This is a genomic window from Pseudomonas lactucae (assembly GCF_036688725.1).
Taxonomy (GTDB): Bacteria; Pseudomonadota; Gammaproteobacteria; order Pseudomonadales; family Pseudomonadaceae; genus Aquipseudomonas; species Aquipseudomonas lactucae.
On sequence record NZ_JAQQPT010000033.1, the window covers coordinates 44532 to 67538 of the forward strand.

Sequence of the window (23007 nt, forward strand, 5' to 3'; positions counted from 1 at the left end):
GATGCAGGGCCCACAAATGAGAAACGCACCGATCACGACAACAGCGAATTTAAACGTGGTCATGACTGCTCTCCCTGGCCCGAGGCGGCGCCCTCTTCTTCCCACGGGAAAGGACTGTACGACTCGAAGTCGGTCTCCCAATGAGCCGGCTCCGTCATGCCCACGTTGTCGTAATGCGCCTGGCAGTGGGCGCACCTGAAAACGTAAAGGCCCGATCCCTTCTCGAAATAGTCCTCCCGATATTCAAGGATCTCCGCCTGGATCAAGGCCAGCTGCTCGACGGTGATTTGGCCGCTGATAGCGCTGATGAATGGATCGTCGCCTTCGCTGTTGAAGACCTCGATCCAGACCGACTCTTCGCTATTGCGCCAAGCGTTGGCGTCGTACTGGCTCTGCTCAAGATCGTCACGCAGCGCCTCGTTCTCAGCCTTCAGCTCAGCATTCACCTGCTCGTAGGCTTCGTAGCCGGTCTTGAGGCCGGCGAGTTCGGCGCGGAGTTGGTCGCGCTCGGCAGCCAGAGCTTCAAAGTCTTCCAGCGGACCAAGAACGCCATCCCCGCCGCAGGTGCCGCACACGTCCATGTCAGGTTCTGGCGGCTGGTTGTGACCCTGGTAGGAGCTGTGACCGGAATAGACTTCGCCCTGGCCACCGCAGTCGCGACACACGCAAAGTCGAGCTTTGATGCGCTCGTTCTCGTCGATCAGGGCCAGGACTGCGGATGGAGTTGCTACCGTGTAGGCATGCCCAAGCGAATGATGATGCTCGGCCAGCCGCTTCAGTTCGTTGTAGTCAGTCATGTCCGTTGCTCCTGATTCTTGTTCTTGCCGAATTTCGCCATCAGCAGCTCGCGGGCGGACTTACCGTCAGTTGGGATGCCTTGCTGGAGGATTCGCGCCTGGGTCTGCTGGTCGGCCAGTTCGTTGGCGAGTTCGAAAGCCGTCTTCTGGCTGTCATGCCCGATACCGGTGAGGATCTTCCCGTCCAGCGGCTGGCCTTCCTGGGCGCGTCGGATCACGATCGCGTAGTTGTGGTCGAAGCGCTGGCGCAGGCCCTTGTCTTCCTGCTTGGCGCAACGCAGGTCAAAGATTCCCGTCTCGTTGGCTGCGATGCGCACGCCGTCGTGGCTGTAGACGCCCATCAATGCCTCCACCCATGCGTCAGCGCTCGCTGGCAAGCCGAACGCCTCTGGCCCAGGCGTGCACCAGCCTATGAACTGGCCGACGCTTGGGGCGAACGGTGAGCCGCTCTTGCGGCACTGCTCGATTCCATAACGGATCTGCTCCAGGGTGCGGATGCCGGCTGCCATGAAACCCATTGTCCAGTTGCGCATCGCGGCGGCCTTGGCCTTGTCGTCCGGCCATGCCTGCTTGTGGGCCGGGAAGATGGCCTGCAACTGCCGAAACAGGCGCTCGACCACTTCACCGGTGGCGTCATCCACAACGCCGAGCTGGGTTCCTGGCTGCGCCGGGGCCTGATAAGGAGTGGCGTTGACCAGGGCACGTGCTGCGCCGGGGATCATTTGAGTGACGTTCTTCATAGGTCATCACTCGTATCGGTGCGCCACGACTGATCGTAGAAGTCCGGGCCGTTGCTGACAGTTTTGCCACCAGGCACCACCTTGTCCGGGAACAGGCCGGTCCAGCCGTTGCTGATGGACTGGTTGATCACGGCATCAGCGTCGTGGTGGCCTGCCAGGGTCTTGGCTTGCTTTGCGCAGGTGGTGGCGGTGAGCGACTTGCGGATCTCCTTGCGGTGCTGGCACCAGTCAGCCCATGCCGAGTCGCTCACGTTGCAGGGCTTGGCGGTCAGCGGATCGAACTTCACAGCCTTCGCTTTTTTGCGAGAGGGAGCGTCAGCGACCGGCTCTTTTACTGGTTCAATGACTGGTTCAAAAGAGTGACTGGTTCTGGTGCTTTCTGGGCCTACAGGGGGTGTAGGCGGTGTGCCTACACCTGTGCTTTCTGGGCCTACAGGGGTGCTCTTTGTGCCTACACCCCCAAGGGTCAGCAAATAGAGGTTCGACGAGTTGCCTTTCGGCCCATCGCGGTTCTCAATTTTCAGCAGGCGCTGCTCTTCCAAGTGCTTGATATGGCGGCGAACAGTGCTGCGGTCGATCTCGCATTGGTCTGCAATGTGCTGGTAGGACGGCCAGCACTCGCCCAGGTCGTTAGCGTTGTCGGCCAGCTTGATCAGCACCAGCTTGCGCAGCGGGTTACCGACCTTGGTCTTCATGGCCTTTACCATCAACTCCATACTCACGCTGCACCCCGCATAGCCTTGTCGTGGGTGAACAGGCCGTCCCAGGTCTTCTTCATGGGAAGTTCTCCGGCCAGGTACAGGTCGTACAGGCGTGCGGCGCCCTTCTTCAGCAGAACAGGCGTGTAGGAGATGAACGGGTCTTTGCCGTGCGGGGTGACTTCCACCTGGTGTTCGGTCATGTACTTGTCGCGGGCGTATGAGCCCACACGATGGCGCAGGCCGGACTTGCTCTCGTTGTAGAGCCAGCTGCGCGATTCCAAGTACTTGCCCACCTGCATGACGTTGACCCCATTGAGGCCCTTGCAGAATTGCGTGTGGGTCATGCCTTCCTTGAACAGGTTCTCCATGGAATGGATCTTGGTGGCCTGGATCTGCACCTCGATCGACAACTGGTTTTTCTGCTCAAGCTGGTCGGCCCAGGCTCTGGCGGCTGCTACTGGGTCAGCGAAGTTGGGCAGGGTTGCAATAACCCGCCCTGCGCTCGATTCGAGCTCTTGCCAGCGGTCAATGACCTTGGCGCGATGCTCGTCGCTGTAGCCGGCCACCACTAAGTGCGTATCGCGCTCAATGAGGTCGTAAACATCAATCGGGCGGCCGCCAGTGGACTCGCGTCGGCTTTTACGACTTGATCGTAAAAGGTTTTTGGTGAAGAGCCGCTCAATCGTGGCAATCACATCGTTGTGTCGCGCCTCGACCAAATCAGCGATTTCTCGCGATGACATTGTCCGCGCCACGTTTTCAGATATCGCAAATCGTGGCGCGGGATTATTGAGGGCCTGTACATCAGTGTTAGAGGTATGCATAATCGGCCTCACAGATGATTTTGCTGTATGCAGTTAAAGAAGCCGGGATTGCCCCCCGGCTTTTTTGTGCCTGCGATTCGGGTTTATTGGTTGAGGTCTTCATCAGTCCCTCCTTTTTCAGGCCCTATTCCGGGCTTCGGCGGTTCTCGCCTTGTTGTTGGTAGATGCCGGATCTTCCCGGCGCCTCGTGGCCTGGTCTTTTCGAAAAAGCGTTCTGCTCCAAGCTTTGCGGCGTACTCGTCAGGCGTCATGCCTTCAGCTGCTGCCAACCGTTCAAGCTTTTCGTAGAGGCGCCCATCGATCCCGTGGCTGATCGTGGTTTCAGGCACATAGCCTCCTTCAGGGCCTTCAGGCCTGCATGTGTTTACCGGTAGCATTCGGTTCAACGATGCTTTCCAACTTCTCCTCGACGCACATGCGTACAAACACGGCAAGCTGCAGCTTGTGCAGGCGAGCCACGGCCTTTAACGCTTCGTAGGTTTCGTCGTCGTAACGGGACTTAATCTCCCGGTCTTTCAGGTGTCGTGTGTCGTCATATGCCATTGGTGAGGCTCCTTTAGTGAATGCATGCAACGTGGTTAAGCAGCTGATTTTTGGGACGGGAACGGACGCTGCTCTTGGGCCGACAAGCTGCCGTCCTCTTCGAGGGTCACGAACACATCGCGGCCTACACGGATCGCTTTACTCAGCGCGCCCTGGGTGCAACCAAGCATCTGGGCGGCCTTCGTATGGCCGTGTTCTTTGGCAAATTCGGTGAGTGTGATTCGGCGCATTGCGGCGTCCTCTACGTAGATTTCACCACAAGTATGACCGCCGGTATTGTTCGCAGTCAATACCGGCGATATTGGTTAAGTAAATACCGTGGGTAATACCATCAGCGAATGAAAAAAGACTCTCGACGGCTTCCGTTATCCGAATGGCAGCTGCAAGACAGTGCCCGGCTCAAATCCCTATTCCAGGCTAAGCGCGGGGAGCTGAAACTCACCCAGGAAAAGCTCGCTGCCGAATTGGGCGATGGCGTCACCCAAGGCGCTGTCAGCCACTTCATGAACGGCCGCACCGCGCTGAGCGTGAATGCGGCAGTCGTATTTGCTCGATCCCTGGGCGTACCAGTCTCGGAGATAAGCCCCACTCTCGCGGCACAGATTGAAAAAATGTCTCAGGCACTACCTGGAAGAGACGTTCAACAGCCAATTGACGGTCGCACTCCCCCGCGCAGCTTCGATCTGAAGGATGAGTCTGGCTATACGGGCGTGATGCAGTTGACCGCCCGAGGCTCGACCGGAGGCGGTGACGACAATCCGCACGTCGAAATTCGCGGCGTGATGGCGTTCAAGTCGGCCTGGCTGCGAGCCAACAACCTCAACCAAAAACACCTGGACGTTATCTATGCCAGCGGCAACAGCATGGAGCCGACAATCAATGACGGCGACGTGCTGCTGGTAGATGAGTCGAGAGTGGAGCCGAAGGACGGACAGATATTCGCCATGCAGAGCGAGTCGAAAGGCACGATCGTGAAGCGCCTGGTGAAGTCGGACTTCGATGGTTGGATCATCAGAAGCGATAACCCGGACAAAGCGCGTTACGGCGACGAGACGCTGCGTGACGGAGAGATAAACGAGGTTCGCATCATCGGGCGCGTCGTCTGGCGCGGCGGGATGCTTTAGGCGGTTGCCATGGCCCTGACCAAAACCAACCAGCAACTGCGCCGAGACCTCAAAGAGGCCGCAGCCCTGCTTAAGTGGTCAGGTGTGGATCTGATGCAGGCTGCTGTGCGGATGTCCGAGGCAGGCCAAGAAGATGAGGCCCGGGAGTTGCTGAAGATTGCAGCTAGCTATCAGGCTGTCGAGGACAAGCTGGCGGGTTATGCGGATGAGGTGAAGGCGCGGCAGATAAATCGAAGCAAGCCCGAGTAGGCGCATGGCTCTGCGCGGCGGGATGCTTTGGCGAACGGTATTGCTTTACAAACTCACCAGGATTGCCTGGATTTGGGACTTTAAAATAGGGAGCGTTGAAGTGATCAAGAATGGCCTGAAAATACCTCACGTGAGGTCTGAAAATTACATTAGTGAGTTCGTTGACCAATTCAACGTTGCTGGCATAAAAACGCAGGACTACGGCAAGATCGTTGTCGTGATGGGCCGCGACGAAATCAGCGTCAAGGAGGAAGAATTCGTTTCGCAGCCAGATGGGACCTTTGGCCTTCGAACATCCGACGAAGCTGTAATAATGACCAGGTACATTTTTGCCAATATCTCCATGAGTATCGAGTCTGCTAGGCGCCTGATAGACAACCTTGAGGGCGCCATAATGCAGGCGGGCGGAACGAATGCAGAAAAGTAATCCGGCAATCCTATCCTCTGCTAATGTCTCGAAGACTCAGGGTTGGATGGTGGCTGGATTCGTAATAGCAAACAGGGAAACCGGCGCGGTTCAAGCAATGCCGGTCTCTGGTGAGCTATACTCACCATTCCACTTTCAAGATCGCCAAATTTATCTAGGCAGCGATACCATGGCAAAGCCAAAAACATCGGAATCCACCGGCGCGTCGACGATGCAGCTATTTGCTACGGTAACCATCCCGCTGCTTGCGGTGATCATGGGTGGTGCGGTTGCCTATTTCAATCTTGAATCAAGCATCAAGGAGATTCGGATAGAGGCAAAGACGGATCTTCAGCGAGCCTCAGACCGCATTGAGTCGAAGCTGGACAAGATAGATGGAAAGTTTGACAGGCTCGATGAAAGACTTGGAAAGGCGGTAACTCCGCAGCCAGCGAGCGAGCGGCCAAAGAGTTAATCAACAGATACAGAGCCCGGCCCAGCGCCGGGCTTCTTGTTTCTGCCACCCCATGCCTGCTAATGGTGGCTGTACGCCACGAATGGTAAAGTGCTGACTCAATTATGGGACGGATCCAATGAAAACGAAGACAGCGATTTTCTTTTTTGCGGCTTGCCTTGCGGCGCCGGCATTAGCGGCCAAGAAAGCTCCAGAGCCCGACCCATGGACGCGAGAGCCTGACAGTTTCATGGGCATTAGTTTTAACAAAAATCTCGAATCCTCTCTGCCTGCCTGCCCCAAAAATTACGCAGCTACTGGCGCAATGTGTCGGGAAGCGCCCTATCAGACCTATTACCGGATTCAGCATGGACCGGAAATAGGCGTCGGGTATCAACTGGGAATCATGGCCTCGAGCGGTGCCGTTGACTCTTTTTACCTGACGACAAATCCTGACCGATTTGAAGACTTGGTGGCTATATTCATCAAAAAATACGGCGAGCCGTCTCAGCGCATTCCGCAAATAGTGAAGACGAAAGGCGGGGCTGAGTTTCAGAATGAATTGCTGTTGTGGAAGGGAAAGGCCGTAACGATCGTAATCACTAAATACGACGGAGATATCAACACCACCTCCGCGTCCCTGCAGAGCAACGCATCCACCGAACGCAAAGCGCAGGAGAGAAATTCCGGTGCGGCAAGCGGCGCCAGCAAGCTTTAAAGAAAACGCAACCCATTGAGCCCGCCACTGAGCGGGCTTTTTTGTGCCTATTGAAAAATACATGACCGGCGGTATTGACCTCACAGAATACCGGCGGTATTGTTCGCTCCATCGAGTCACCCAACAGGGACTCGCCAGGGCCTCAGGGCCTGACCGCTCTTTAGTCACACAGCTTCACCATTGCCGGATCACCACCGGCCCAGATTCAAAGGCAGCGATGAACCGGCCTAAACGGTTCAGAGGGTTGGCAACTGACCCGGGCGTGCAGCGTAAAGCGCCAAGAACAGTTATCCAGCGGGAGAACAAGCCGAAAGGCCCGCGGCTGGAATGACATTTGATTCAAGCCGGTGACCGACGCCAGTAGCGGGTCACGGCGCCACAGATTTCCTCGATGACCTTGGCGACAGGGTCATCCGGAAAATCAACGGAGGTAATGAGATGGGAAAATTTGAGAACTTACCGGAACAGCTGATGGCTGTCTTTATGCTCGGATTTCCAGTGGGAGGCTTGCTTATAGGTGCCCTCCTAGTTGGCCTTGTGTGGCGAAAGGCCTGGGCCTGGATTGACGATGCGGAGGCCGGGCGCAACCCGGTTCTGGAGTTTATGGCGCGGCTGCGTGGATGGGCGCCGTATACAACGGAGGGCAATGGCTACCAATGGTGGAAAGACAAAAAGGGCTCAACGCAAACGGAGGTTCTGCTGCCGTTTCTTGGGTTGTTCTTTTTCTCACCTCTCGCGGTCTTCCTCGCTATCAAGCTTTACCCGGTCGTCATGGCAGCCGTGACACTTGTTGCGGTCGCTTTTGTGGCTCGGTTCGCCCGCCGGCACAAGAAATTGTTCGACAAGCACCTGAAAGATCCCGAAGCGCACAAATGACGGACCTTTTCACTGATGTCCATCCAGAGCGGTGGGCATTGGGAAAACAACCGGGAGTCACACATGAAAGTCGATAACGAAGTAATGGCGCTGCTCAGCGCCTCGCGAACCGAAGACAACAAGTTGTTTATTACTGGCGGCCAACTCGACAAGAGCCTGTACCAGCGCCTCGACAAGACGCTGAAGGCCGCCGGGGGCAAGTGGAATACCAAGGCAAAAGCACACCTGTTCGCCGGTGACGCTGCTGACGCAATCGAAAACATCCTGATGACTGGTGAAGTTACCGTGCCGCAGGACTTCGGCTTTTTCCCCACTCCGCCACACGTTGCAAAACAGGCGGCTGATCTCGCCATGATCGGTGACGGAATGATGGTGCTGGAGCCGAGCGCAGGGCGCGGTGCTCTTGCGGTGGCCGCCAACTCCGCTGCAGTAGGCGTCATGGTCGACATGCACGAACTGTTGCCGGAAAACCATAAAGCGCTCATTGAACTGAAGCTGCCGCTGTCGGGCGTTTCTGAACCTGGCGACTTTCTACAGGTTGAGCCGAAGCCCATCTATGACCGGGTGCTGATGAATCCGCCATTCGACAAGAAGCGCAGCGACATTCACCACGTAGTTCACGCCCTGAAGTTCCTCAAGCCCGGTGGTCGGCTTGTGGCGATCATGCCTTCCGGTGTGACCTTCCGCGATGACGCTCTGACCCGGGACTTTCGCGGGATCGTAGAGCAGCGCGGGGGCAGTATCGAAACCCTACCAGAAGCCTCATTCAAGCAAGCCGGAACGATGGTCAACACCGTATTGGTGGTGATCCCGGCCGCAGCCTGACGACCAGCCCCATGACAGCCGGGAAAGACCGGCACCCACCTACCCGGAGATCACCATGCTCCTACTGTTCCTGATCGGCGCAGCGCTCAGCCATGCGCGGCCAGAACCGCCAACTGATGACGGCCTGCCAACCGGTCCACTGCGCTTCCACCGCGAGCGCTGGCGTTCTCGACCGGGGCCCTTGGCGTTCTGGCGCTGATGGCCCCGCCCAAAAACCTGACAACTACTGCATCCGAAAGCCCGGACGTCCAACCGGGCTTTCTTTATTACGCTTTAGAAGATCGGAGGTGTAGATGAAAACAAGCAGCTCCTACGTTGTTTCTTTGCTCCGTTACGATCCTGCCGACGGCGCTATGTACTGGAAGCCCAGGCAGGCACATCAAGTCAACCACCCTGAACTACTTGATCTCTGGAACAGAAAGTACGCTGGAAAGCGAGCGGGCACCTCGAACAGAGACGGCTACGAAGTGATACGGGTGGGCGGAGATCAGTTTCGCACCAACCGGCTCGTTTGGGAGTTGCATCACGGGCCTATCCCGGATGGCATGCAGATAGATCACATAAATGGTGATCGCCGGGACAACCGTGCCGCCAACCTGCGCGCCGTAACAGCTGCCGAAAACAACAAGAACATGCGGCTATCGCACCGCAACACCAGCGGGATTCACGGAGTCTTCTTCGTCCACTGCGACCAAAGATTCCAAGCCCACATAGTCGTCGACAGGAAGCACATTTACCTCGGCTATCACAAAACCCTGATTGACGCGGTGGCTGCCCGAAAATCGGCAGAGCTTCGCCATGGGTTTCACCCAAATCACGGCCGCTGATTCCGCCTAACCCCAAACACTGGAGGTCGCCATGAGCGATAACGCCAAACCACGCCGCGTCAGGGCTCGGGTGACACGAACCGTAACCGAGCTGGCAATCGTCACGCTTGACCGTCACGGCAACATCGACGAGTTCATCGAAACGCTCGACGAGATTGAGTGCGTCGACATTGAGCTTCGATCAGTAGACAGCGTGATCAGCTACCACGACTAACCCGCCACCTGGAGGCGACCATGAACGCAGCATTGAAGATTTTCCCGGTCCTCGCCTTCTTCACCTTCCTGATGTTGCTCAGCGCCCTCGCTGATCGAATCACTCAATAGGTAACCGACATGAATAAGCACACGCCTGGGCCGTGGATAATCATCCCTGGTGGTGACGAATGGTCTAGTGGACGAATAGCGACCATCGAGCAAAAACCGGAAACCATGGTTGAGACCAGCTACTGGACCGTCGCCGAAGTGAATTATCGACGCGATGAGCATTTGGCCAACGCCAAGCTGATCGCCGCCGCGCCGGATCTGCTTGAGGCGCTCGAGGACTTGAAGAGCAATCTTATCCTGTCGGATGTGGATCTGGATTACATCGAAAGTCATTTCCGTCCATGGCTAAACAAAGCCGAATCCGCAATAGCAAAAGCTCGCGATTATCTGTTCTCGCCCATGCCATCCATTGAGAATTCCATGAGTGAGTGGATCAAGTGCGGCGATAAATTGCCACTTGATGACGCCTTTGTTCTTTGCTCAGGTATAGGGCAAGGCTGCCGGGACGTATTCATCGGTTACCGCGACTTTCACGGTAACTGGCTCGAGTACAACAACGGCGATTACATCGATGGTGGGTACGGAGACGACTACCCGGCAAACGTAACGCACTGGCAGCCACTCCCCGCACCGCCCGCCGAATAACGCCACCCTGGAGGCGACCATGAACGCAACAGCGCTCGCACAAAGTGAATTCGATAACCGTCTGCCGCCTCCGGTGAGTGAAACCCCTCGGGAGCTTGCGCGGGCAGAGTGGCTGTACAACGCCACCGAGCAGCTGGTGCGCTTCGGTCAGGATGTGAAGTTCCAGCGGCGCCTGCGTAGGCCTCAGACCGTAACGGTCGCCCAACTGGCACTGGCGGCTGATGAGCTGGTGAACGCCAGACAGGCGAACTGTGACATCGGCACACCGGCACTCGGTTGGCTGCTGATCGCCAACAACTGCGGACGGGCCGACAAAGAGGCCGCAGCCGAGCTGCTGGGCCCGAGCGACCACACCTTCGGCAAGCTTGGCGAACTCGCCGAGGCCCTATTGAAGCCCTTAGTCAGTGACGCACTGATCGCCCAGGCAGAGGACAACGAACTATGAACACCCCTACCGCCCTCGCCCGCCTGGGCCTGGAAATCGCCAAGATGAAGAAGTCGTGCACGCCGGTTCCGGACCGCACCTTCGTCATGGGCATGATCGAGATGGCGGAGTTCGCCGAGATCATCAACACCCCTACCGCCAACCGTTACCGCGATGCGCTGGACGCCAAGTTCGTCGAGCGCAATGCAGAGCTCAAGAGGGCCGCAGCATGACCACTCCAGTCGTGAAATCGCTGGTCGACGAGCAAATCGAAGAGCTGCCCGCCGACCGCATGATCCTGGCCTTCACCCACACCAAGTGGCTGGGCGCCCTTTCGCTGGCTCATGACGCAGGCATCCCCAATGTTCACGCGTGGAGCGGCCGGGCCTGCTTGTGCGGTGAGTGGACAGTCGCTTATGAGGTGAAGGCATGATCAGCGTATTCCTCTGCTCCCCCACCAACAGCACGATGTTCACGCGCTGCTGCCAGGTGGCGATTTGTGACGACCAAGCCAACTGCCCTCGCTGCGGGCAAGAGGTGTACCCCGGCGCCGATGCCACTCAGCACCAGCGCCGCGTTTCTCGCTGGAACATGGCTTTCGGTCCTACGCGCCGAGCCCAGGCGCAGCGGTCGCCATGACAACCCACCAGCGGCACCGGCGCCGCGCCATCCGCGCTCTGTCGGCCATCGTTGGCCTGACCTTCCTCACCATCGTTCTACTGGGCCCCGCTGTAGGCGGCCTGATCACTCAATAACCCCCTTTAACTCCCTCAATGCTGCGCACGTCGCGGCAAGGAAACTCTTGTGTCCGAACAAAAGCACACGCCTGGGCCCTGGGTGGTCGACCCTGATCACCCCCGTGATATCTCACCCGCCGATGACCTTCGCCTGGGTGTCGCGTCAATCTGTAACGCCGACAACATCAACGGAAGCTGGGTTTTCGGTGACGAATCGAAGGCAAACGCCAGTTTGGTCGCGGCTGCACCTGACCTTCTGCAATGGCTGCTCGCCCTGGAGTGCGACATCAACACCATGGCGTACTGCTACGACAAGAAGCCCGAAAACTTCTGGCGTGCGATGGCGGCTGCCAAAGAAAACGCCATACACGCCCGTGCCGCCATCGCCAAAGCCACCCAATAATCCCCTTCACAGCGCCCCTCTCCGGTGGCGCGGAGAGATAGTCATGTCCGATAAAAACATGCAGATCTGGAATCGCGTCGACAAGACCGATACCCGATACACCAAAGACGCCAAGGTCGGCGGCCAGCAGATCACCAGCCTCAACGGTACGGCGATGATCATGAAGGCCACGGAGATATTCGGGCCGGTCGGCATTGGTTTTGGCTGGACGGTGCTTGAAGAACGATTCGACAAGGGCGCCGAGATCTTCGTCGGAGAAGGCGACAAGCGCGCCACGCTGGGGTTTGAGCTGAACCATACCGTCAAGATCCGCTTCTGGATCAAGCAGGACGGCGAACGCGGCGAGTTCGAGCAGTATGGCTGCACACCGTACCTCTATAAGAGCAAGTACGGCACCACGACCGATGGCGAGGCCCCAAAGAAGTCCCTCACCGACGCCATCAAGAAGTCCCTGTCGATGCTCGGGTTTAGCGCCGACGTATTCCTGGGGCTGTTCGACGACAAGGACTACGTCAACGCCCTGGCGGACGAGCAGGCAATTGAGCAGGCCGAGGATCACGCAGCCGAGGAAGACCGCCAGAAGCAGGAGCGGTTGGAGTACATCGCCTCCGTCATCGAGTCCCTGAAGACCGCCAAGACGCCGAAGGAACTCAAGGCGTTCCATGATGTTGCCGTTCGCCGCCTCACGCTGCGCAACGATACCAAGGCCGTTACCCGGATCGTGCGCGAGTACGACGAGCAGAAAACCCGCTTTGATCAGGAGTCAGCAGCATGACCACTCTTTACACCATCGCCGAGCAGTTCAAAGAGCTGGCCGCCCTGGCCGAGACCGCCGACGAAGACCTGGCCGTCGCCCTGCGCGACACCATGGAGGGGATCGAAGGCGAGTTTCAGGAAAAGGGCAAGGCCATTGCCATGATCACGTTGAACATCGACGGCGACCTTGAGGCGATCCAGTCGCAGATCGACCGGCTCACCGAGCGCAAGCGGATCATCACCAACCGCAAAGAAGGCCTGAAAGAGTACCTGCGCACGAACATGGACGCGGCGGGCATCACCAAGATCACCCACCCGCTGTTCACCATCACCTGCGGAAAGGGCAAACCCATCGTGGTCATCGACGATGAAAAGGCCATCCCCGACGACTTCGTCAACGTCAAAGTAATCAGCGCACCGGACAAGGCGGCCATCGCCAAGGCTTTGAAGGGTGGACAGGAAGTCCCCGGCGCCCACTCCGAGATCGGCAAAAGCTCGATCAGCATCAAGTGAGGTCAGCATGATCAGCATCCTACAGAACGAAGTAGAGCGCCTTCGGCCAGCATCGAACGAGCTGGCCGCCGCAGTTGAGCAGTTCATCGCTGCCGGCGGACAGATCGAAGAAGGCCCAGCCAGCGGCTACATCCCCAAGCCAATCACCTACAGCAACCAGATGCCGCCGGCGCCGAAGCCATTCGTTCGGCGTCGGGTAGAAGTCGCCCCGCTGCCTTTTGCACCGCTTGATGCAAGGCGTGACAAGCGCCTAAAACAGGCTGAGCAGGCCAGGGCCTTGGCGCCGACGCACACGCAAAGCGAGGCTTCCTCGGCGCTTCGAATGACCAGCAAAACACTCAAGTCACTTGCTCAGGAATTCGGTTTCGCTTTCAAGCGATCGCATCATGGCGGCTACAACGGGCCGGAAGCCAGAAAGGAACTGGTAGCAAGAGACGCGAAATTCGCCGAGCGCATCGCAGCCTACAAAGAACTCGGGCTTACGCGACGCCAGGTCTGCGGGAGGCTTGCCATATCCAACAAGACGCTTGTGCGCATCCTGACCGAGCATGGCATCGAATACCCGAAAGCAAGCCCTGGTCGACCTTCATGCGCCGCATAGCCCGCACCCAGCAACGCAAACGACAATCCTGGCTCGCACTGCCGGCCAGCGGAATAGAAGAGGTAGGCCATGGCTGCCGCGCAGAAAGAACGATCGGCAAAGACTGCGGCGAGGCGAAAGACTCGCGGCGAGGAAGAGTTGCGATTCCACACTATGGCCGGAACCCGCCAAGCCTTGGCTGACCTGATGGCCTGGCACGGCATCGAGGAACAGGGCGAAGCCATGACGCTGATGATCCACCACCTGCACGGCCTTGGCCCGGCCGGATCAGCGCAGTTCCTCGCACCGCCGCGACACAAAATAACCATCAACGAAAACGTGTCGGCAAAACTGCAGCTCGCCTACAACCGCGAAGCCCTTCGCATCTGTCACGACGAATAACCAAAAAGCCGATCCCCGCGCCGGGCTTGGCTCCATCCAGAGGAATACCCATGAAGCCCGAAATGATCACACTGAAGCATGGTGACGCGTCTATCAAGATGCCCGCCTCCGCCCTGGCGCAACTGGCCATGGCAAGCGTGTTTGCCCAGGTGCTGCCGCCCGCAGCGAACGTTCAGCCGGTAGCACCCTCTGCCGCTCCGGAAATTGGCCAACCATGGCCTGGCCAGGGCGGAATCAATGGCGGCTTCGTCCAAGCCCGCGGTGACGTACCGGCGCACTACTTGATCTTCGCCGCAAAGGATGTGGGCAGCCTTGAATGGGGTGGTCGTGGAATTGAGGTAAAGGGGCTCAGCAAGACCGACGGCTACACCAACACCCAGGTGTTGATCGGTAACGACGACGAGCGCAAGTATCCTGCCGCTGACGCGAGCGCTGAGTACCAGGCCGATGGTCATCATGACTTCTACCTGCCGGCCGCTGCCGAGCTGTACCAGGGCTGGCTGAACTGCCCCGAGGTGTTCGCCCAGGACTGCTACTACTGGTCATCTTCGCAGCGCTCAGCCAACAACGCATTCGGCATGGACTTCGATGATGGCATTCAGAACTACGACGACAAGGACAACGAGCTCCGTGTCCGCCCCGTCCGCAGATTCTTTATTTAATCCTTCATTCATTCGTTCTTGATCCGGCACACCAGGGCGCACAGCGCCTTTTTTGTTGCCTTCGAAAAGAGGAATCACCATGTCCGTAGTTGAGAAAGCAGCACCAGCAGTCACCACTCCAGCCATCGGCCAGGCCCACGGCGGCGGCTTCGTCTCCGGCATTACCCGCGACCCGGTAACCGGCAAGCGCTCCCTGCACATCACCGCCGGCGCGGCGCATGAACTGGTCGGCAAGTGGGGCGAGTACGGCGTGAAGATCGAAGGCGCCGACAGCTTCACCGACAGCCTGGCCAACACCCAAGCCATGGCAGCGGCGGGCAGCGAACTGGCGGCGAAGGTGCTGGCCCTGAACATTGGTGGCTTCGCCGACTGGGCTATCCCGGCGCGCGACGTGCAGGAACTGCAATACCTGCACTTCAAGCCGACCACCGAAGAGAACTGGGAGAGCTCGCGCAATGGTGACAACCCGCACAGCGAACCGGCGGGCCAGCTGTACAGCGCCGAAGACCCGCTGCAAACCCTACACGCCGCCTTCCAAGAAGGTGGCGCCGAAGCCTTCCGTGACACCTGGTACTGGTCGAGTTCGCAGCGCTCAGCCAACTACGCCTTCAGCTTGGACTTCGGTGATGGCTATCAGCTCATCACCGGCAAGGGCTACGAGCTCCGTGTCCGCCCCGTCCGCAGTGAATTTATCGATTAATTCGCTTATTTAATCCGGTCGCTTGCGACCGGTTGCTTTTGCTTTTTGGAGCTGTACCGCAATGGGAATGCACACCGATCTGTCGATCTACCGGGCGGCCATGGGCCTTCTGCACATGGCAACCATCCTGACTCGCAACATCCCGCGAGACCTCAAACAATCGCTGGGCAAGCGAGTGATCGACGAATGCATTGAGGTCGTGATGCTGATCGCCCGTGCAAACGCAACCCAGGACAAACGACCACACCTGACCCTGCTGGTCGAGAGGGTTCAAGTGGTCGAGTTCCTGATGCGCCTATTCAAGGACAGCCGATTTATCAGTGTCGAACAGCATGCCAAGGCGATAGAGGTAACAGCCTCCGTCGGCAAGCAGGCCAACGCATGGAAACGCTCCACCCCAACCGCGCCCGCTACCTGAAGGTTACGGCTTTCTGGTCTGTGCGAATTGAATCTGGTCGAGCCGCTGACCTCTGGGTCACCGCCATGCGCACAACAGATACCGCCGGTCTAAAGCGTCCGCGTAGGTCTCGCGCAGTTTCCAAGCTGATCGGCAATGCCTTCGGTTTGGCGATGTAGATAGCTCGACAGGTCGCAGCGCTCCGCCAACAACGCCTACAACATGGACTTTGAAGATGGCTGGCTCAACAACAACGACAAGAACAACGAGCGGCTCGCGCGCCCTGTCCGCAGATTTAAGTGTTGCTCCCTTCCAGTTCGAGGATCTCGTCCAGGCTTACTACGACTGCCGACGCAACAAGCGGAACTCCGCAAGTGCCCGGCTGTTCGAGAAGGACATGGAGATCAACTTGCTGGAGCTCCACGACGACCTGATTGCCGGCACTTACCGGCCAGGCCGATCCATTTGTTTCGTGGTCACCCGACCGAAAGCCCGCGAGGTATGGGCGGCAGCCTTTCGGGACCGCGTCGTCCACCACCTGATGTACAACCATGTGGCTCCGCGCTTCTACGCCAGCTTCATAGCGGACAGTTGCGCATGCATTCCAGGGCGCGGCACGCTGTACGCCGCCACCCGGCTTGAATCGAAGATACGGAGCGCCAGCGAGAACTGGTCGAAGCCGGTCTTCTACCTGAAGTGCGACCTGGCCAACTTCTTCGTCGCCATCGACAAGGCGGTGCTGCGCAAGCAGCTGGAGGCCAGGATCACCGAGCCCTGGTGGTTGGCCCTGGCCACGCAGATCCTCATGCACGACCCGCGTGAAGATTACGAGACTCGCAGCCCGGCGCACCTGTTCAACCGAGTGCCGCAGCACAAGCGCCTGGTTGCGCAGCCCGCGCGCCTCGGCCTGCCGATCGGAAACCTATCATCGCAGTTCTTCGCCAACGTCTACCTCGACGCCCTGGACCAGTTCGCAAAGCACACGCTGCGCGCCAAGCACTACATCCGGTATGTCGATGACTTCGTGTTCCTGCATGAGTCGCCGCAACAGCTTAACCAATGGCTGGCCCAGGTCGAAGCGTTCCTGCCCAGGCTCGGCGCCAAGCTGAACCCGACCAAGACGATCCTGCAACCCGTGGATCGTGGCGTCGACTTCGTTGGCCACGTCATCAAGCCTTGGCGGCGAACCACCCGCAAGCGATCACTGGCCCAGGCACTGAAGCGCACGGCCGCAGCAGCGCCCGACGATCTGCGCGAGACCGCCAACAGCTACTTCGGCCTGCTCAGCCAGGCCAGTCACAGCCAAAAGGACCGCGCCGCCCTGGCCAACTTGGTCATGAGGCGCGGCAATAGCGTCAACGCGGCGCTGACCAAAACTTTTCAGAAGAAATAACCCAACCCACCATCAACAAATCACGCCGGCTCGATCAAAGAGTAGTCAATTGATAATTTTGGGCCATACCATTCAAACGAATACAATAGCTCTTGATATATCTCAGCAAAAAAAAGCATAGTTTCTTCATTGACGCTTACTCCTCCGACCTCCCCGTTTTGCATTGTATAACTGAGCCTATCCATCATAAGACTACCTATAATCATCCCGCCCTGAGGTGCATAAATAAACTCATTATCAATAGGCTTGGTATGGATTGGTGATTTATGGTGAAGACCTTCAATACGTTGTTCAATGTGGTGTGCAGAGTTACGAACATGCCGAACATCTGGAATCAAAACATTCAGCTTTTCGCTGACAGCCTTTACGCTAGCCGGGGAGCGGTCGTCTTGGGCAATTTGTCCAAGCAAGCACTGGAAGTAATCTAAAGAAAACAGAAACGATCGAGCGTATATGAATGGGTGCCACCTGCGCAGATGCTTCGGTGTTCCGACTTGAGCTTCTATAGTTCGTTCACTTTGGCACTCAATCCTATAAGCATCTTGAAATAAGTTAAAGGCAGCGTTGGCCTCGCAGAAAATCTCCTTCATGCAGCTCAACTTAATTTCAGTTTTCCTAGCCCAATCAATGTCAGCATGAATTATAGAAACACCTGGAATTACCACCTTACATATAAGCATCTTTCCACCTCTTTTGTTTGAATTTAATACTTACCTTAGTTTACCGACATCAGGACTGAACATGCCTACAGAAAATAGCAAGCCAGACATCCGGAGCATCGTTACCGAATCACTCGTCGCCATGATCGCTGCTGTGACTCGAACCATGCCGCCGGCGAACGAGCCGCTGCCGTCATTCATTCAAGCTCCTGTTGACCGGGCCGTCGACCGCATCAGGTCGATCCTGCTGACTGGGGTCACCCTTCAGGCCAAGCGCTCCAATCGCGTTTACGTTGCCGGCCCCATGACTGGTATTGCCGACTTCAATTACCCAGCATTCAACTCCGTGGCCGCCCAGCTGCGCGCCTTGTGCTACGAAGTCGAGAACCCAGCAGACCACGGCGTCGTCGAGGGCGCCCAGTGGGCCGACTATATGGCCTACGACCTGACCCGCCTGGGCCTGTGCGGAATGATCGCCCTGCTGCCCGACTGGGAGAAATCTCAAGGCGCCCGCCTGGAAGTCCTGATCGCCGAACGCCTCGGCATGACGGTTGTGAATGCCCATGATCTGGTAACGCAGGAAGAGATGACCGGCAAGCCAAGGCTTTGAGTTAGTAGCCCAGAGGAAGGGAGTTGTTTAACTCGTAGCGAAATGCGACAGCCTGCCGATCAATGCCCACAGCAGGAGGGCCCGCTCCAACAGAGTAATAGAGCGTCTGCCGCGCAACACCACAACAACGAATATCTGAGATGCATGCGCGACATGTAATTTCTAGCACATCCGCCGGCCCCGTCCAGGGTCGACTTCAAATAAACCCCTCCCCTTCAAGTCAGCCGCTATAGCGGCAAGGACGAGTGTTGCCGTGAGCATCATCGACGACGTAATGACCGACAAGATCACCCTGCACGGCCTGGGCTTTGTGCAGGTCCAGCTGGAAGGCGGCCAGAGGCTGCATGTCTGGCACCCAGAACTGCCGCGCCGCGCATGCTTCAAGTACTCGGCGATCCACGACCACCGCTTCAACTTCACCTCCCGGGTGATTGTCGGCAAACAGATCAATCACTGCTTTGAGCTGGAGCGCAGCGACGAAGGCGGCTTCGTGTTGTATCTGCACGAGGGTGCCCGCACACCAGGTGGCGGAAGACCGTGGACGCCAGACGGCCGCGCCCACCTAATACCGGATGGAACGATTACCGTGGAAGCCGGAAACGACTACAACACCCGGGCATACCACTACCACCGCACCGAGCCTGGCGGTGATGGCCGGGTGGCGACGATCATGGCGAAGCGAGGCGAGTACCCGGCAGGCGCCCACTCGACCTGTACTTTCGGCGTTCAGCCAGACACTGACTTCGATCGCTACCAGTGGTCACCGACCCAGCTCTGGGAAATCGTCTCCGATGTGATGCTCGGCCAGCGGGTGACGCCATGATCGCCACCCTCTGGTTCGCCTACGTCTTCATCTACAAGGGGCCACGGTAATGATCCTGCGCGAAGGCTTCATTCGGCGAAAGCTCGAGGCTTCCCTAATCCGCCTGGCTATCGCAATCCTCATGGGTCGCAACGTTCAGCGCTCCTTGGTCGTTTCGCGCCGCGACAATAACGACATGTGGTACATGGCCGAAACGCTCGAAGACATCGCCCAACGCATCAGCAAGAACTACCCCTAACCCCAATCCCCCTACATGCCTGCCGGTGAGCGGCGGGCGAGGTATTCCTGTGCTCAAACAAATCGGAAAACTCATCACTGAACCGCTCCGCAAAGGCGATAAGAGCCGTCCACTGCGCTGGCGTATGGGGATGCGGCTCAACCACATCCACATCGACCTGCACTCCAAGCACCCCAAACTCTGGAACGCCATCGTGATGACGGCGCGCACGCTGATCTGCAAGCCATTCGGTCATCGCTGGACCAGGTTCGAGGCGGTGAAGTACGGCGATTTTGGCGACTCGCGGATCTGCAAACTCTGCCGCATCAGCCACGGTAAGCACCGAGGCATCGATACCTACCACGAAACCCATCGCCAGGGCGGCTGGAACAAGATCGCCAAACCCTAACCACCTTCTGCCGCCCAGTGCGGCGCGGAGCATCACCATGGCAAAAGTCATTGCCCAAATTACGGCCAGGCTGCCGCGCCTCATGGAGGCCGGCGAATACCGGAAGCTGCGCTACGCTGGCGGAAAGCCCAGCCTGCAACAACTGAAGAAATGGATCGAGGAAGGCGAAGTGATAGGCGAGGTAAAAGGCGGGATGTATTTCGTGGACCTGCAGGCCGCGGTGATTGGGTCGAATGACCCGCTGCTGGCCAAGATGATGGAGGTGGGCTAATGGCTCCCCCGCGCGCCAGGACGGCGAAGAACAGGGCCTTGCCGGCGAACCTGTATCCCAACGGGAAATACTGGCAGTACAAGAACCCAGTCACCGGCAAGAAGACCAGCATCAACAAGCCAATGGCCGAGGCGATCAAGCTGGCGAATGCGGCGAACGCCAAGTTGCTTCCACTGTTGGCCGACGACGGGGCGCTGCTAGAAATGCTTACCGGCGATGTCGCTCCGAAGTTCAAGACCTGCTTGGAGCGCTTCGAAAGTGAATGGCTGACAACCAAGACCTACGCCGCCAGTACCCTGAAGGAGATCAAATTCAAGTTGACCAGGTACCGCGAGGACCTGGGCGATCTGATGATGGGCCAGCTGGACGTGCTGACTGTGGCTGAGTACCTGGATGGTTTCGAAAACAACGCATACACGAAGCACCGGGGGCTGCTGGTCCAGGTGTTTGCCTTCGCGGTAGCCAAGGGCCTGTGCGAGCGCAATTCAGCGGAACTGACGTTGGTGAAGAAGGAGGCAGAGAAGAAGCGGCAGCGCCATACGGTTGAAGGGCTGAACAAGATCCTGGCCTATGTCGGGACGCCGGTCTGGCTGAGGCGTGCGATTCGGCTCGGCCTGCTCAGCCTGCAGCGGAGGGAGGACATCGTGATGTGGCCAAAGTCGGCCGTTGACCTCGAGCAGAACACCATCAAGGTGTCGCCCGGGAAGACGCAGAATTACGGTAAGCCCGTGCACTTGGAGATTGTCATGGGCCAGGCCCTGCGAGAGGTGGTGCTGGACTGCATGAAGTCACCGGTCGTTTGCCCGTACCTGATCCACTACTCGCCCAAGGCGCGTAAGCGGACACAGCTCGATGCCAAGCTGCACTGGAATGCAGTGACGGCGGACTACCTCACCAAGTCATTCGCCCAGGCGAGGGACGACTCGCAAGCCTACGACGAAGTGCCGGCCGGCGAGCGCCCCACGTTTCACGAGATTCGCGCGCTGGGCGCGTGGCTGTACGAGCAACAGGGTTTTGAGCAGGAATACATTCAAGCATTGATGGGTCATGCGGACGTGAAGATGACCGAGCACTACCAGGCAGGGCACGGTGATGACGCGGTGGTTTATATGAAGGTCAAAGCCGACCTGAAGGTATAGCGCGGTGGACGTTTTCCCAAAATATTCCCAAAGTTTGCCCAAAGGGAAAATGCAAAAAGGGGTCACCGTTTCCGGTGACCCCTCTAGACCGCCCAGCAGAGCGGATTTTGTTTGGTAGGCGCGATTGGACTCGAACCAACGACCCCCACCATGTCAAGGTGGTGCTCTAACCAACTGAGCTACGTGCCTGCTGTGAGGCGGCATTCTACGGAATTGCGCAGGGGTGTCAACCTCTTTTTTGCAGCTAACCCTATGAATATGCGAATTTTTTATTTTCGCCTGGCACACTCGCGTTTTTTCGGTGGCTGGCGGGCAATTTTCAACTCAGGTAGGATCAGCGCACTCGTAAAAAATATAAAACAGAGGTTCCAGGATGGCGAACACCCCCTACCCCCAGTCGTATTACGCCGCGTCCGCCAACGCGGTTCCGCCTCGTCCGGCCCTGCAAGGTGACGTTGAAACCGATGTGTGCGTGATTGGGGCCGGCTATACCGGGCTGTCCAGCGCGCTGTTTCTGCTGGAGAACGGGTTTCGCGTGACGGTCCTGGAAGCGGCCAAAGTGGGTTTTGGTGCGTCGGGGCGCAATGGCGGACAGATCGTCAATAGCTACAGCCGCGATATCGATGTGATCGAGCGCAGCGTCGGCCCGCAGCAGGCCCAGTTGCTGGGACAAATGGCCTTCGAAGGCGGCAGGATCATTCGTGAGCGCGTCGCCAAGTACCAGATCCAGTGCGACCTGAAGGACGGCGGCGTGTTCGCCGCGCTCAACAGCAAGCACATGGGCCACCTGGAATCGCAGAAGCGCCTGTGGGAGCGCTACGGCCACACCCAACTGGAACTGCTGGACGAACGCCGCATCCGCGACGTGGTGGCCTGTGATAACTATGTTGGCGGCCTGCTGGACATGAGTGGCGGGCATATCCACCCACTCAACCTGGCGCTGGGCGAAGCGGCGGCGGTGGAATCGCTGGGTGGCACGATCTACGAACAATCGGCGGCGGTGCGCATTGAGCGCGGCGCCAACCCGGTGGTGCATACCGCCGAAGGCAAGGTCAGGGCCAAGTTCATCATCGTCGCCGGCAATGCCTACTTGGGCAACCTGGTACCGGAGTTGGCGGCCAAATCGATGCCGTGCGGCACCCAAGTGATCACCACCGCACCGCTGGGTGATGAACTGGCCAGGACATTGCTGCCCCAGGACTACTGTGTCGAGGACTGTAACTACCTGCTCGACTACTACCGCCTCACCAGCGACAAGCGTCTGATTTTCGGCGGCGGCGTGGTGTATGGCGCGCGCGATCCGGCGAATATCGAGGCGATCATCCGGCCGAAAATGCTCAAGGCCTTTCCGCAACTCAAGGATGTGAAGATCGACTACGCCTGGACCGGCAATTTCCTGCTGACCCTGTCGCGCTTGCCACAGGTGGGCCGACTGGGGGACAACATCTACTATTCACAGGGCTGCAGCGGGCATGGCGTGACGTACACGCACCTGGCTGGCAAGGTACTGGCGGAGGCGCTGCGAGGCCAGGCAGAGCGTTTTGATGCGTTTGCCGACCTGCCGCACTACCCGTTTCCGGGCGGGCAACTGTTGCGCACGCCGTTTGCGGCGCTGGGCGCCTGGTACTACGGGTTGCGGGATAAGTTGGGGTTCTGAGGATATGGAAAGGTTTGCCTGCGCTGCTATCGCAGGCAAGCCAGCGCCCACATTCACCGCGCCTGACTTAACATCAAATCGCAGACACAAAAAACCCCGGTCTTTCGACCAGGGTCTTTGCTATCGGATCAAAGTAGCCAGTGGCTTGCTTTGTGCTTCAAGGCGTTCAGTGGGCCTTGAGGCAGATATGGCGCAGCGGACGGGACTCGAACCCGCGACCCCCGGCGTGACAGGCCGGTATTCTAACCGACTGAACTACCGC

The 23007-nt window shown here is 58.1% G+C and carries 38 protein-coding genes and 1 tRNA gene; 30 read left to right on the forward strand and 9 right to left on the reverse strand.

Going from position 1 to position 23007, the window contains the following annotated elements; translation table 11 throughout:
• Nucleotides 1-59: 59 nt before the first annotated feature.
• The 7 genes from V6M90_RS28515 to V6M90_RS28545 form a co-directional block, all read right to left on the reverse strand.
• Entirely contained in the window at nucleotides 60-797 is a 738-nt protein-coding gene (locus V6M90_RS28515; RefSeq protein ID WP_332847567.1) for a hypothetical protein, read from the reverse strand.
• Nucleotides 794-1537, reverse strand: a complete 744-nt coding sequence (locus tag V6M90_RS28520) for a replication protein P (RefSeq protein WP_332847568.1) — start codon at nucleotides 1535-1537, stop codon at nucleotides 794-796. Before V6M90_RS28520 ends, V6M90_RS28515 begins: the two co-directional genes overlap by 4 nt.
• Nucleotides 1534-2232 (reverse strand): helix-turn-helix domain-containing protein, encoded by a 699-nt coding sequence (locus V6M90_RS28525; RefSeq protein WP_332847569.1) that lies wholly within the window; start codon nucleotides 2230-2232, stop codon nucleotides 1534-1536. Before V6M90_RS28525 ends, V6M90_RS28520 begins: the two co-directional genes overlap by 4 nt.
• A 23-nt stretch (nucleotides 2233-2255) precedes the next feature.
• Nucleotides 2256-3062, reverse strand: a complete 807-nt coding sequence (locus V6M90_RS28530) for a Rha family transcriptional regulator (RefSeq protein WP_408637345.1) — start codon at nucleotides 3060-3062, stop codon at nucleotides 2256-2258.
• Nucleotides 3063-3145: 83 nt separating this feature from the next.
• Nucleotides 3146-3391: a hypothetical protein gene (locus V6M90_RS28535; RefSeq protein WP_332847570.1), complete on the reverse strand. Its 246-nt coding sequence runs from the start codon at nucleotides 3389-3391 to the stop codon at nucleotides 3146-3148.
• Nucleotides 3392-3410: 19 nt separating this feature from the next.
• A complete protein-coding gene (locus V6M90_RS28540) occupies nucleotides 3411-3605 on the reverse strand; it encodes a hypothetical protein (RefSeq protein ID WP_040267807.1) in 195 nt (64 codons plus the stop codon).
• A gap of 35 nt (nucleotides 3606-3640) precedes the next feature.
• Nucleotides 3641-3835, reverse strand: a complete 195-nt coding sequence (locus V6M90_RS28545) for a Cro/CI family transcriptional regulator (RefSeq protein WP_040267806.1) — start codon at nucleotides 3833-3835, stop codon at nucleotides 3641-3643.
• Between the two features lie 108 nt (nucleotides 3836-3943).
• Here V6M90_RS28545 and V6M90_RS28550 point away from each other — a divergent pair, with 108 nt between their 5' ends.
• From V6M90_RS28550 to V6M90_RS28660, 23 genes are all read left to right on the forward strand, one after another.
• Nucleotides 3944-4729 (forward strand): LexA family transcriptional regulator, encoded by a 786-nt coding sequence (locus V6M90_RS28550; protein ID WP_332847571.1) that lies wholly within the window; start codon nucleotides 3944-3946, stop codon nucleotides 4727-4729.
• Nucleotides 4730-4738: 9 nt separating this feature from the next.
• Nucleotides 4739-4978: a hypothetical protein gene (locus V6M90_RS28555; protein WP_332847572.1), complete on the forward strand. Its 240-nt coding sequence runs from the start codon at nucleotides 4739-4741 to the stop codon at nucleotides 4976-4978.
• 4 nt (nucleotides 4979-4982) lie between these two features.
• Nucleotides 4983-5405, forward strand: a complete 423-nt coding sequence (locus V6M90_RS28560; protein ID WP_332847573.1) for a hypothetical protein — start codon at nucleotides 4983-4985, stop codon at nucleotides 5403-5405.
• On the forward strand, nucleotides 5392-5859 hold the full coding sequence (locus V6M90_RS28565; RefSeq protein ID WP_332847574.1) for a hypothetical protein: 468 nt from the start codon (nucleotides 5392-5394) through the stop codon (nucleotides 5857-5859). Before V6M90_RS28560 ends, V6M90_RS28565 begins: the two co-directional genes overlap by 14 nt.
• Nucleotides 5860-5977: 118 nt before the next feature.
• Nucleotides 5978-6556: a hypothetical protein gene (locus tag V6M90_RS28570; protein WP_332847575.1), complete on the forward strand. Its 579-nt coding sequence runs from the start codon at nucleotides 5978-5980 to the stop codon at nucleotides 6554-6556.
• A 438-nt stretch (nucleotides 6557-6994) separates the two neighbouring features.
• A complete protein-coding gene (locus V6M90_RS28575; protein ID WP_332847576.1) occupies nucleotides 6995-7432 on the forward strand; it encodes a hypothetical protein in 438 nt (145 codons plus the stop codon).
• A gap of 63 nt (nucleotides 7433-7495) precedes the next feature.
• Nucleotides 7496-8257: a class I SAM-dependent methyltransferase gene (locus V6M90_RS28580; protein ID WP_236318823.1), complete on the forward strand. Its 762-nt coding sequence runs from the start codon at nucleotides 7496-7498 to the stop codon at nucleotides 8255-8257.
• Nucleotides 8258-8312: 55 nt separating this feature from the next.
• Nucleotides 8313-8456, forward strand: coding sequence for a hypothetical protein (locus V6M90_RS28585; RefSeq protein ID WP_332847577.1), 144 nt, complete (start codon nucleotides 8313-8315; stop codon nucleotides 8454-8456).
• Between the two features lie 94 nt (nucleotides 8457-8550).
• Nucleotides 8551-9084 (forward strand): HNH endonuclease, encoded by a 534-nt coding sequence (locus V6M90_RS28590; RefSeq protein WP_332847578.1) that lies wholly within the window; start codon nucleotides 8551-8553, stop codon nucleotides 9082-9084.
• 31 nt (nucleotides 9085-9115) lie between these two features.
• The gene (locus V6M90_RS28595; RefSeq protein WP_172314892.1) at nucleotides 9116-9298 is read left to right on the forward strand and encodes a hypothetical protein; all 183 of its coding nucleotides are present in this window, start codon (nucleotides 9116-9118) and stop codon (nucleotides 9296-9298) included.
• A gap of 119 nt (nucleotides 9299-9417) precedes the next feature.
• Nucleotides 9418-9993 carry a DUF551 domain-containing protein gene (locus tag V6M90_RS28600; protein WP_332847579.1) on the forward strand — a complete coding sequence of 192 codons (576 nt, stop codon included), beginning with the start codon at nucleotides 9418-9420 and terminating at the stop codon, nucleotides 9991-9993.
• Between the two features lie 19 nt (nucleotides 9994-10012).
• The gene (locus V6M90_RS28605; protein WP_332847580.1) at nucleotides 10013-10438 is read left to right on the forward strand and encodes a hypothetical protein; all 426 of its coding nucleotides are present in this window, start codon (nucleotides 10013-10015) and stop codon (nucleotides 10436-10438) included.
• On the forward strand, nucleotides 10435-10650 hold the full coding sequence (locus tag V6M90_RS28610) for a hypothetical protein (protein ID WP_332847581.1): 216 nt from the start codon (nucleotides 10435-10437) through the stop codon (nucleotides 10648-10650). The genes V6M90_RS28605 and V6M90_RS28610 overlap by 4 nt, the downstream gene beginning before the upstream one ends.
• Complete coding sequence (locus V6M90_RS28615) at nucleotides 10647-10850, forward strand: hypothetical protein (protein WP_177013502.1); 204 nt, start codon at nucleotides 10647-10649, stop codon at nucleotides 10848-10850. Before V6M90_RS28610 ends, V6M90_RS28615 begins: the two co-directional genes overlap by 4 nt.
• A 371-nt stretch (nucleotides 10851-11221) precedes the next feature.
• Nucleotides 11222-11557: a hypothetical protein gene (locus V6M90_RS28620; protein WP_332847582.1), complete on the forward strand. Its 336-nt coding sequence runs from the start codon at nucleotides 11222-11224 to the stop codon at nucleotides 11555-11557.
• Nucleotides 11558-11600: 43 nt separating this feature from the next.
• Complete coding sequence (locus V6M90_RS28625) at nucleotides 11601-12332, forward strand: hypothetical protein (RefSeq protein ID WP_332847583.1); 732 nt, start codon at nucleotides 11601-11603, stop codon at nucleotides 12330-12332.
• Entirely contained in the window at nucleotides 12329-12826 is a 498-nt protein-coding gene (locus V6M90_RS28630) for a siphovirus Gp157 family protein (RefSeq protein WP_332847584.1), read from the forward strand. Before V6M90_RS28625 ends, V6M90_RS28630 begins: the two co-directional genes overlap by 4 nt.
• Before the next feature lie 7 nt (nucleotides 12827-12833).
• Nucleotides 12834-13427, forward strand: a complete 594-nt coding sequence (locus V6M90_RS28635; protein ID WP_332847585.1) for a hypothetical protein — start codon at nucleotides 12834-12836, stop codon at nucleotides 13425-13427.
• 69 nt (nucleotides 13428-13496) lie between these two features.
• Nucleotides 13497-13808, forward strand: coding sequence for a hypothetical protein (locus tag V6M90_RS28640; RefSeq protein WP_332847586.1), 312 nt, complete (start codon nucleotides 13497-13499; stop codon nucleotides 13806-13808).
• Nucleotides 13809-13858: 50 nt separating this feature from the next.
• Nucleotides 13859-14470, forward strand: coding sequence for a DUF1566 domain-containing protein (locus V6M90_RS28645; protein WP_332847587.1), 612 nt, complete (start codon nucleotides 13859-13861; stop codon nucleotides 14468-14470).
• Nucleotides 14471-14549: 79 nt separating this feature from the next.
• On the forward strand, nucleotides 14550-15170 hold the full coding sequence (locus V6M90_RS28650) for a DUF1566 domain-containing protein (RefSeq protein WP_332847588.1): 621 nt from the start codon (nucleotides 14550-14552) through the stop codon (nucleotides 15168-15170).
• Between the two features lie 61 nt (nucleotides 15171-15231).
• Entirely contained in the window at nucleotides 15232-15588 is a 357-nt protein-coding gene (locus tag V6M90_RS28655; protein ID WP_032903920.1) for a four helix bundle protein, read from the forward strand.
• 214 nt (nucleotides 15589-15802) lie between these two features.
• Entirely contained in the window at nucleotides 15803-16960 is a 1158-nt protein-coding gene (locus V6M90_RS28660; RefSeq protein WP_332847589.1) for an RNA-directed DNA polymerase, read from the forward strand.
• Between the two features lie 20 nt (nucleotides 16961-16980).
• On the opposite strand, the gene V6M90_RS28665 is transcribed toward V6M90_RS28660, so the two are convergent.
• Entirely contained in the window at nucleotides 16981-17550 is a 570-nt protein-coding gene (locus V6M90_RS28665) for a hypothetical protein (protein ID WP_332847590.1), read from the reverse strand.
• 151 nt (nucleotides 17551-17701) lie between these two features.
• Between V6M90_RS28665 and V6M90_RS28670 the strand changes: the two genes are divergently transcribed.
• From V6M90_RS28670 to V6M90_RS28695, 6 genes are all read left to right on the forward strand, one after another.
• Nucleotides 17702-18229, forward strand: a complete 528-nt coding sequence (locus tag V6M90_RS28670) for a DUF4406 domain-containing protein (RefSeq protein WP_332847591.1) — start codon at nucleotides 17702-17704, stop codon at nucleotides 18227-18229.
• Nucleotides 18230-18503: 274 nt separating this feature from the next.
• The gene (locus V6M90_RS28675; protein WP_332847596.1) at nucleotides 18504-19052 is read left to right on the forward strand and encodes a hypothetical protein; all 549 of its coding nucleotides are present in this window, start codon (nucleotides 18504-18506) and stop codon (nucleotides 19050-19052) included.
• A 49-nt stretch (nucleotides 19053-19101) separates the two neighbouring features.
• Entirely contained in the window at nucleotides 19102-19290 is a 189-nt protein-coding gene (locus tag V6M90_RS28680) for a hypothetical protein (protein WP_056786248.1), read from the forward strand.
• A 130-nt stretch (nucleotides 19291-19420) separates the two neighbouring features.
• A complete protein-coding gene (locus V6M90_RS28685; RefSeq protein WP_332847592.1) occupies nucleotides 19421-19678 on the forward strand; it encodes a hypothetical protein in 258 nt (85 codons plus the stop codon).
• A 37-nt stretch (nucleotides 19679-19715) separates the two neighbouring features.
• On the forward strand, nucleotides 19716-19949 hold the full coding sequence (locus V6M90_RS28690; RefSeq protein ID WP_033901788.1) for a hypothetical protein: 234 nt from the start codon (nucleotides 19716-19718) through the stop codon (nucleotides 19947-19949).
• Nucleotides 19949-21088: a tyrosine-type recombinase/integrase gene (locus V6M90_RS28695; RefSeq protein ID WP_332847593.1), complete on the forward strand. Its 1140-nt coding sequence runs from the start codon at nucleotides 19949-19951 to the stop codon at nucleotides 21086-21088. Before V6M90_RS28690 ends, V6M90_RS28695 begins: the two co-directional genes overlap by 1 nt.
• 112 nt (nucleotides 21089-21200) lie before the next feature.
• Here the strand turns inward: V6M90_RS28695 and V6M90_RS28700 are convergent.
• Nucleotides 21201-21277 (reverse strand) — tRNA-Val (locus tag V6M90_RS28700).
• A gap of 184 nt (nucleotides 21278-21461) precedes the next feature.
• On the opposite strand from V6M90_RS28700, the gene V6M90_RS28705 reads away from it, so the two are divergent.
• Nucleotides 21462-22745, forward strand: coding sequence for an NAD(P)/FAD-dependent oxidoreductase (locus tag V6M90_RS28705; protein ID WP_003175082.1), 1284 nt, complete (start codon nucleotides 21462-21464; stop codon nucleotides 22743-22745).
• Nucleotides 22746-23007 lie beyond the last annotated feature (262 nt).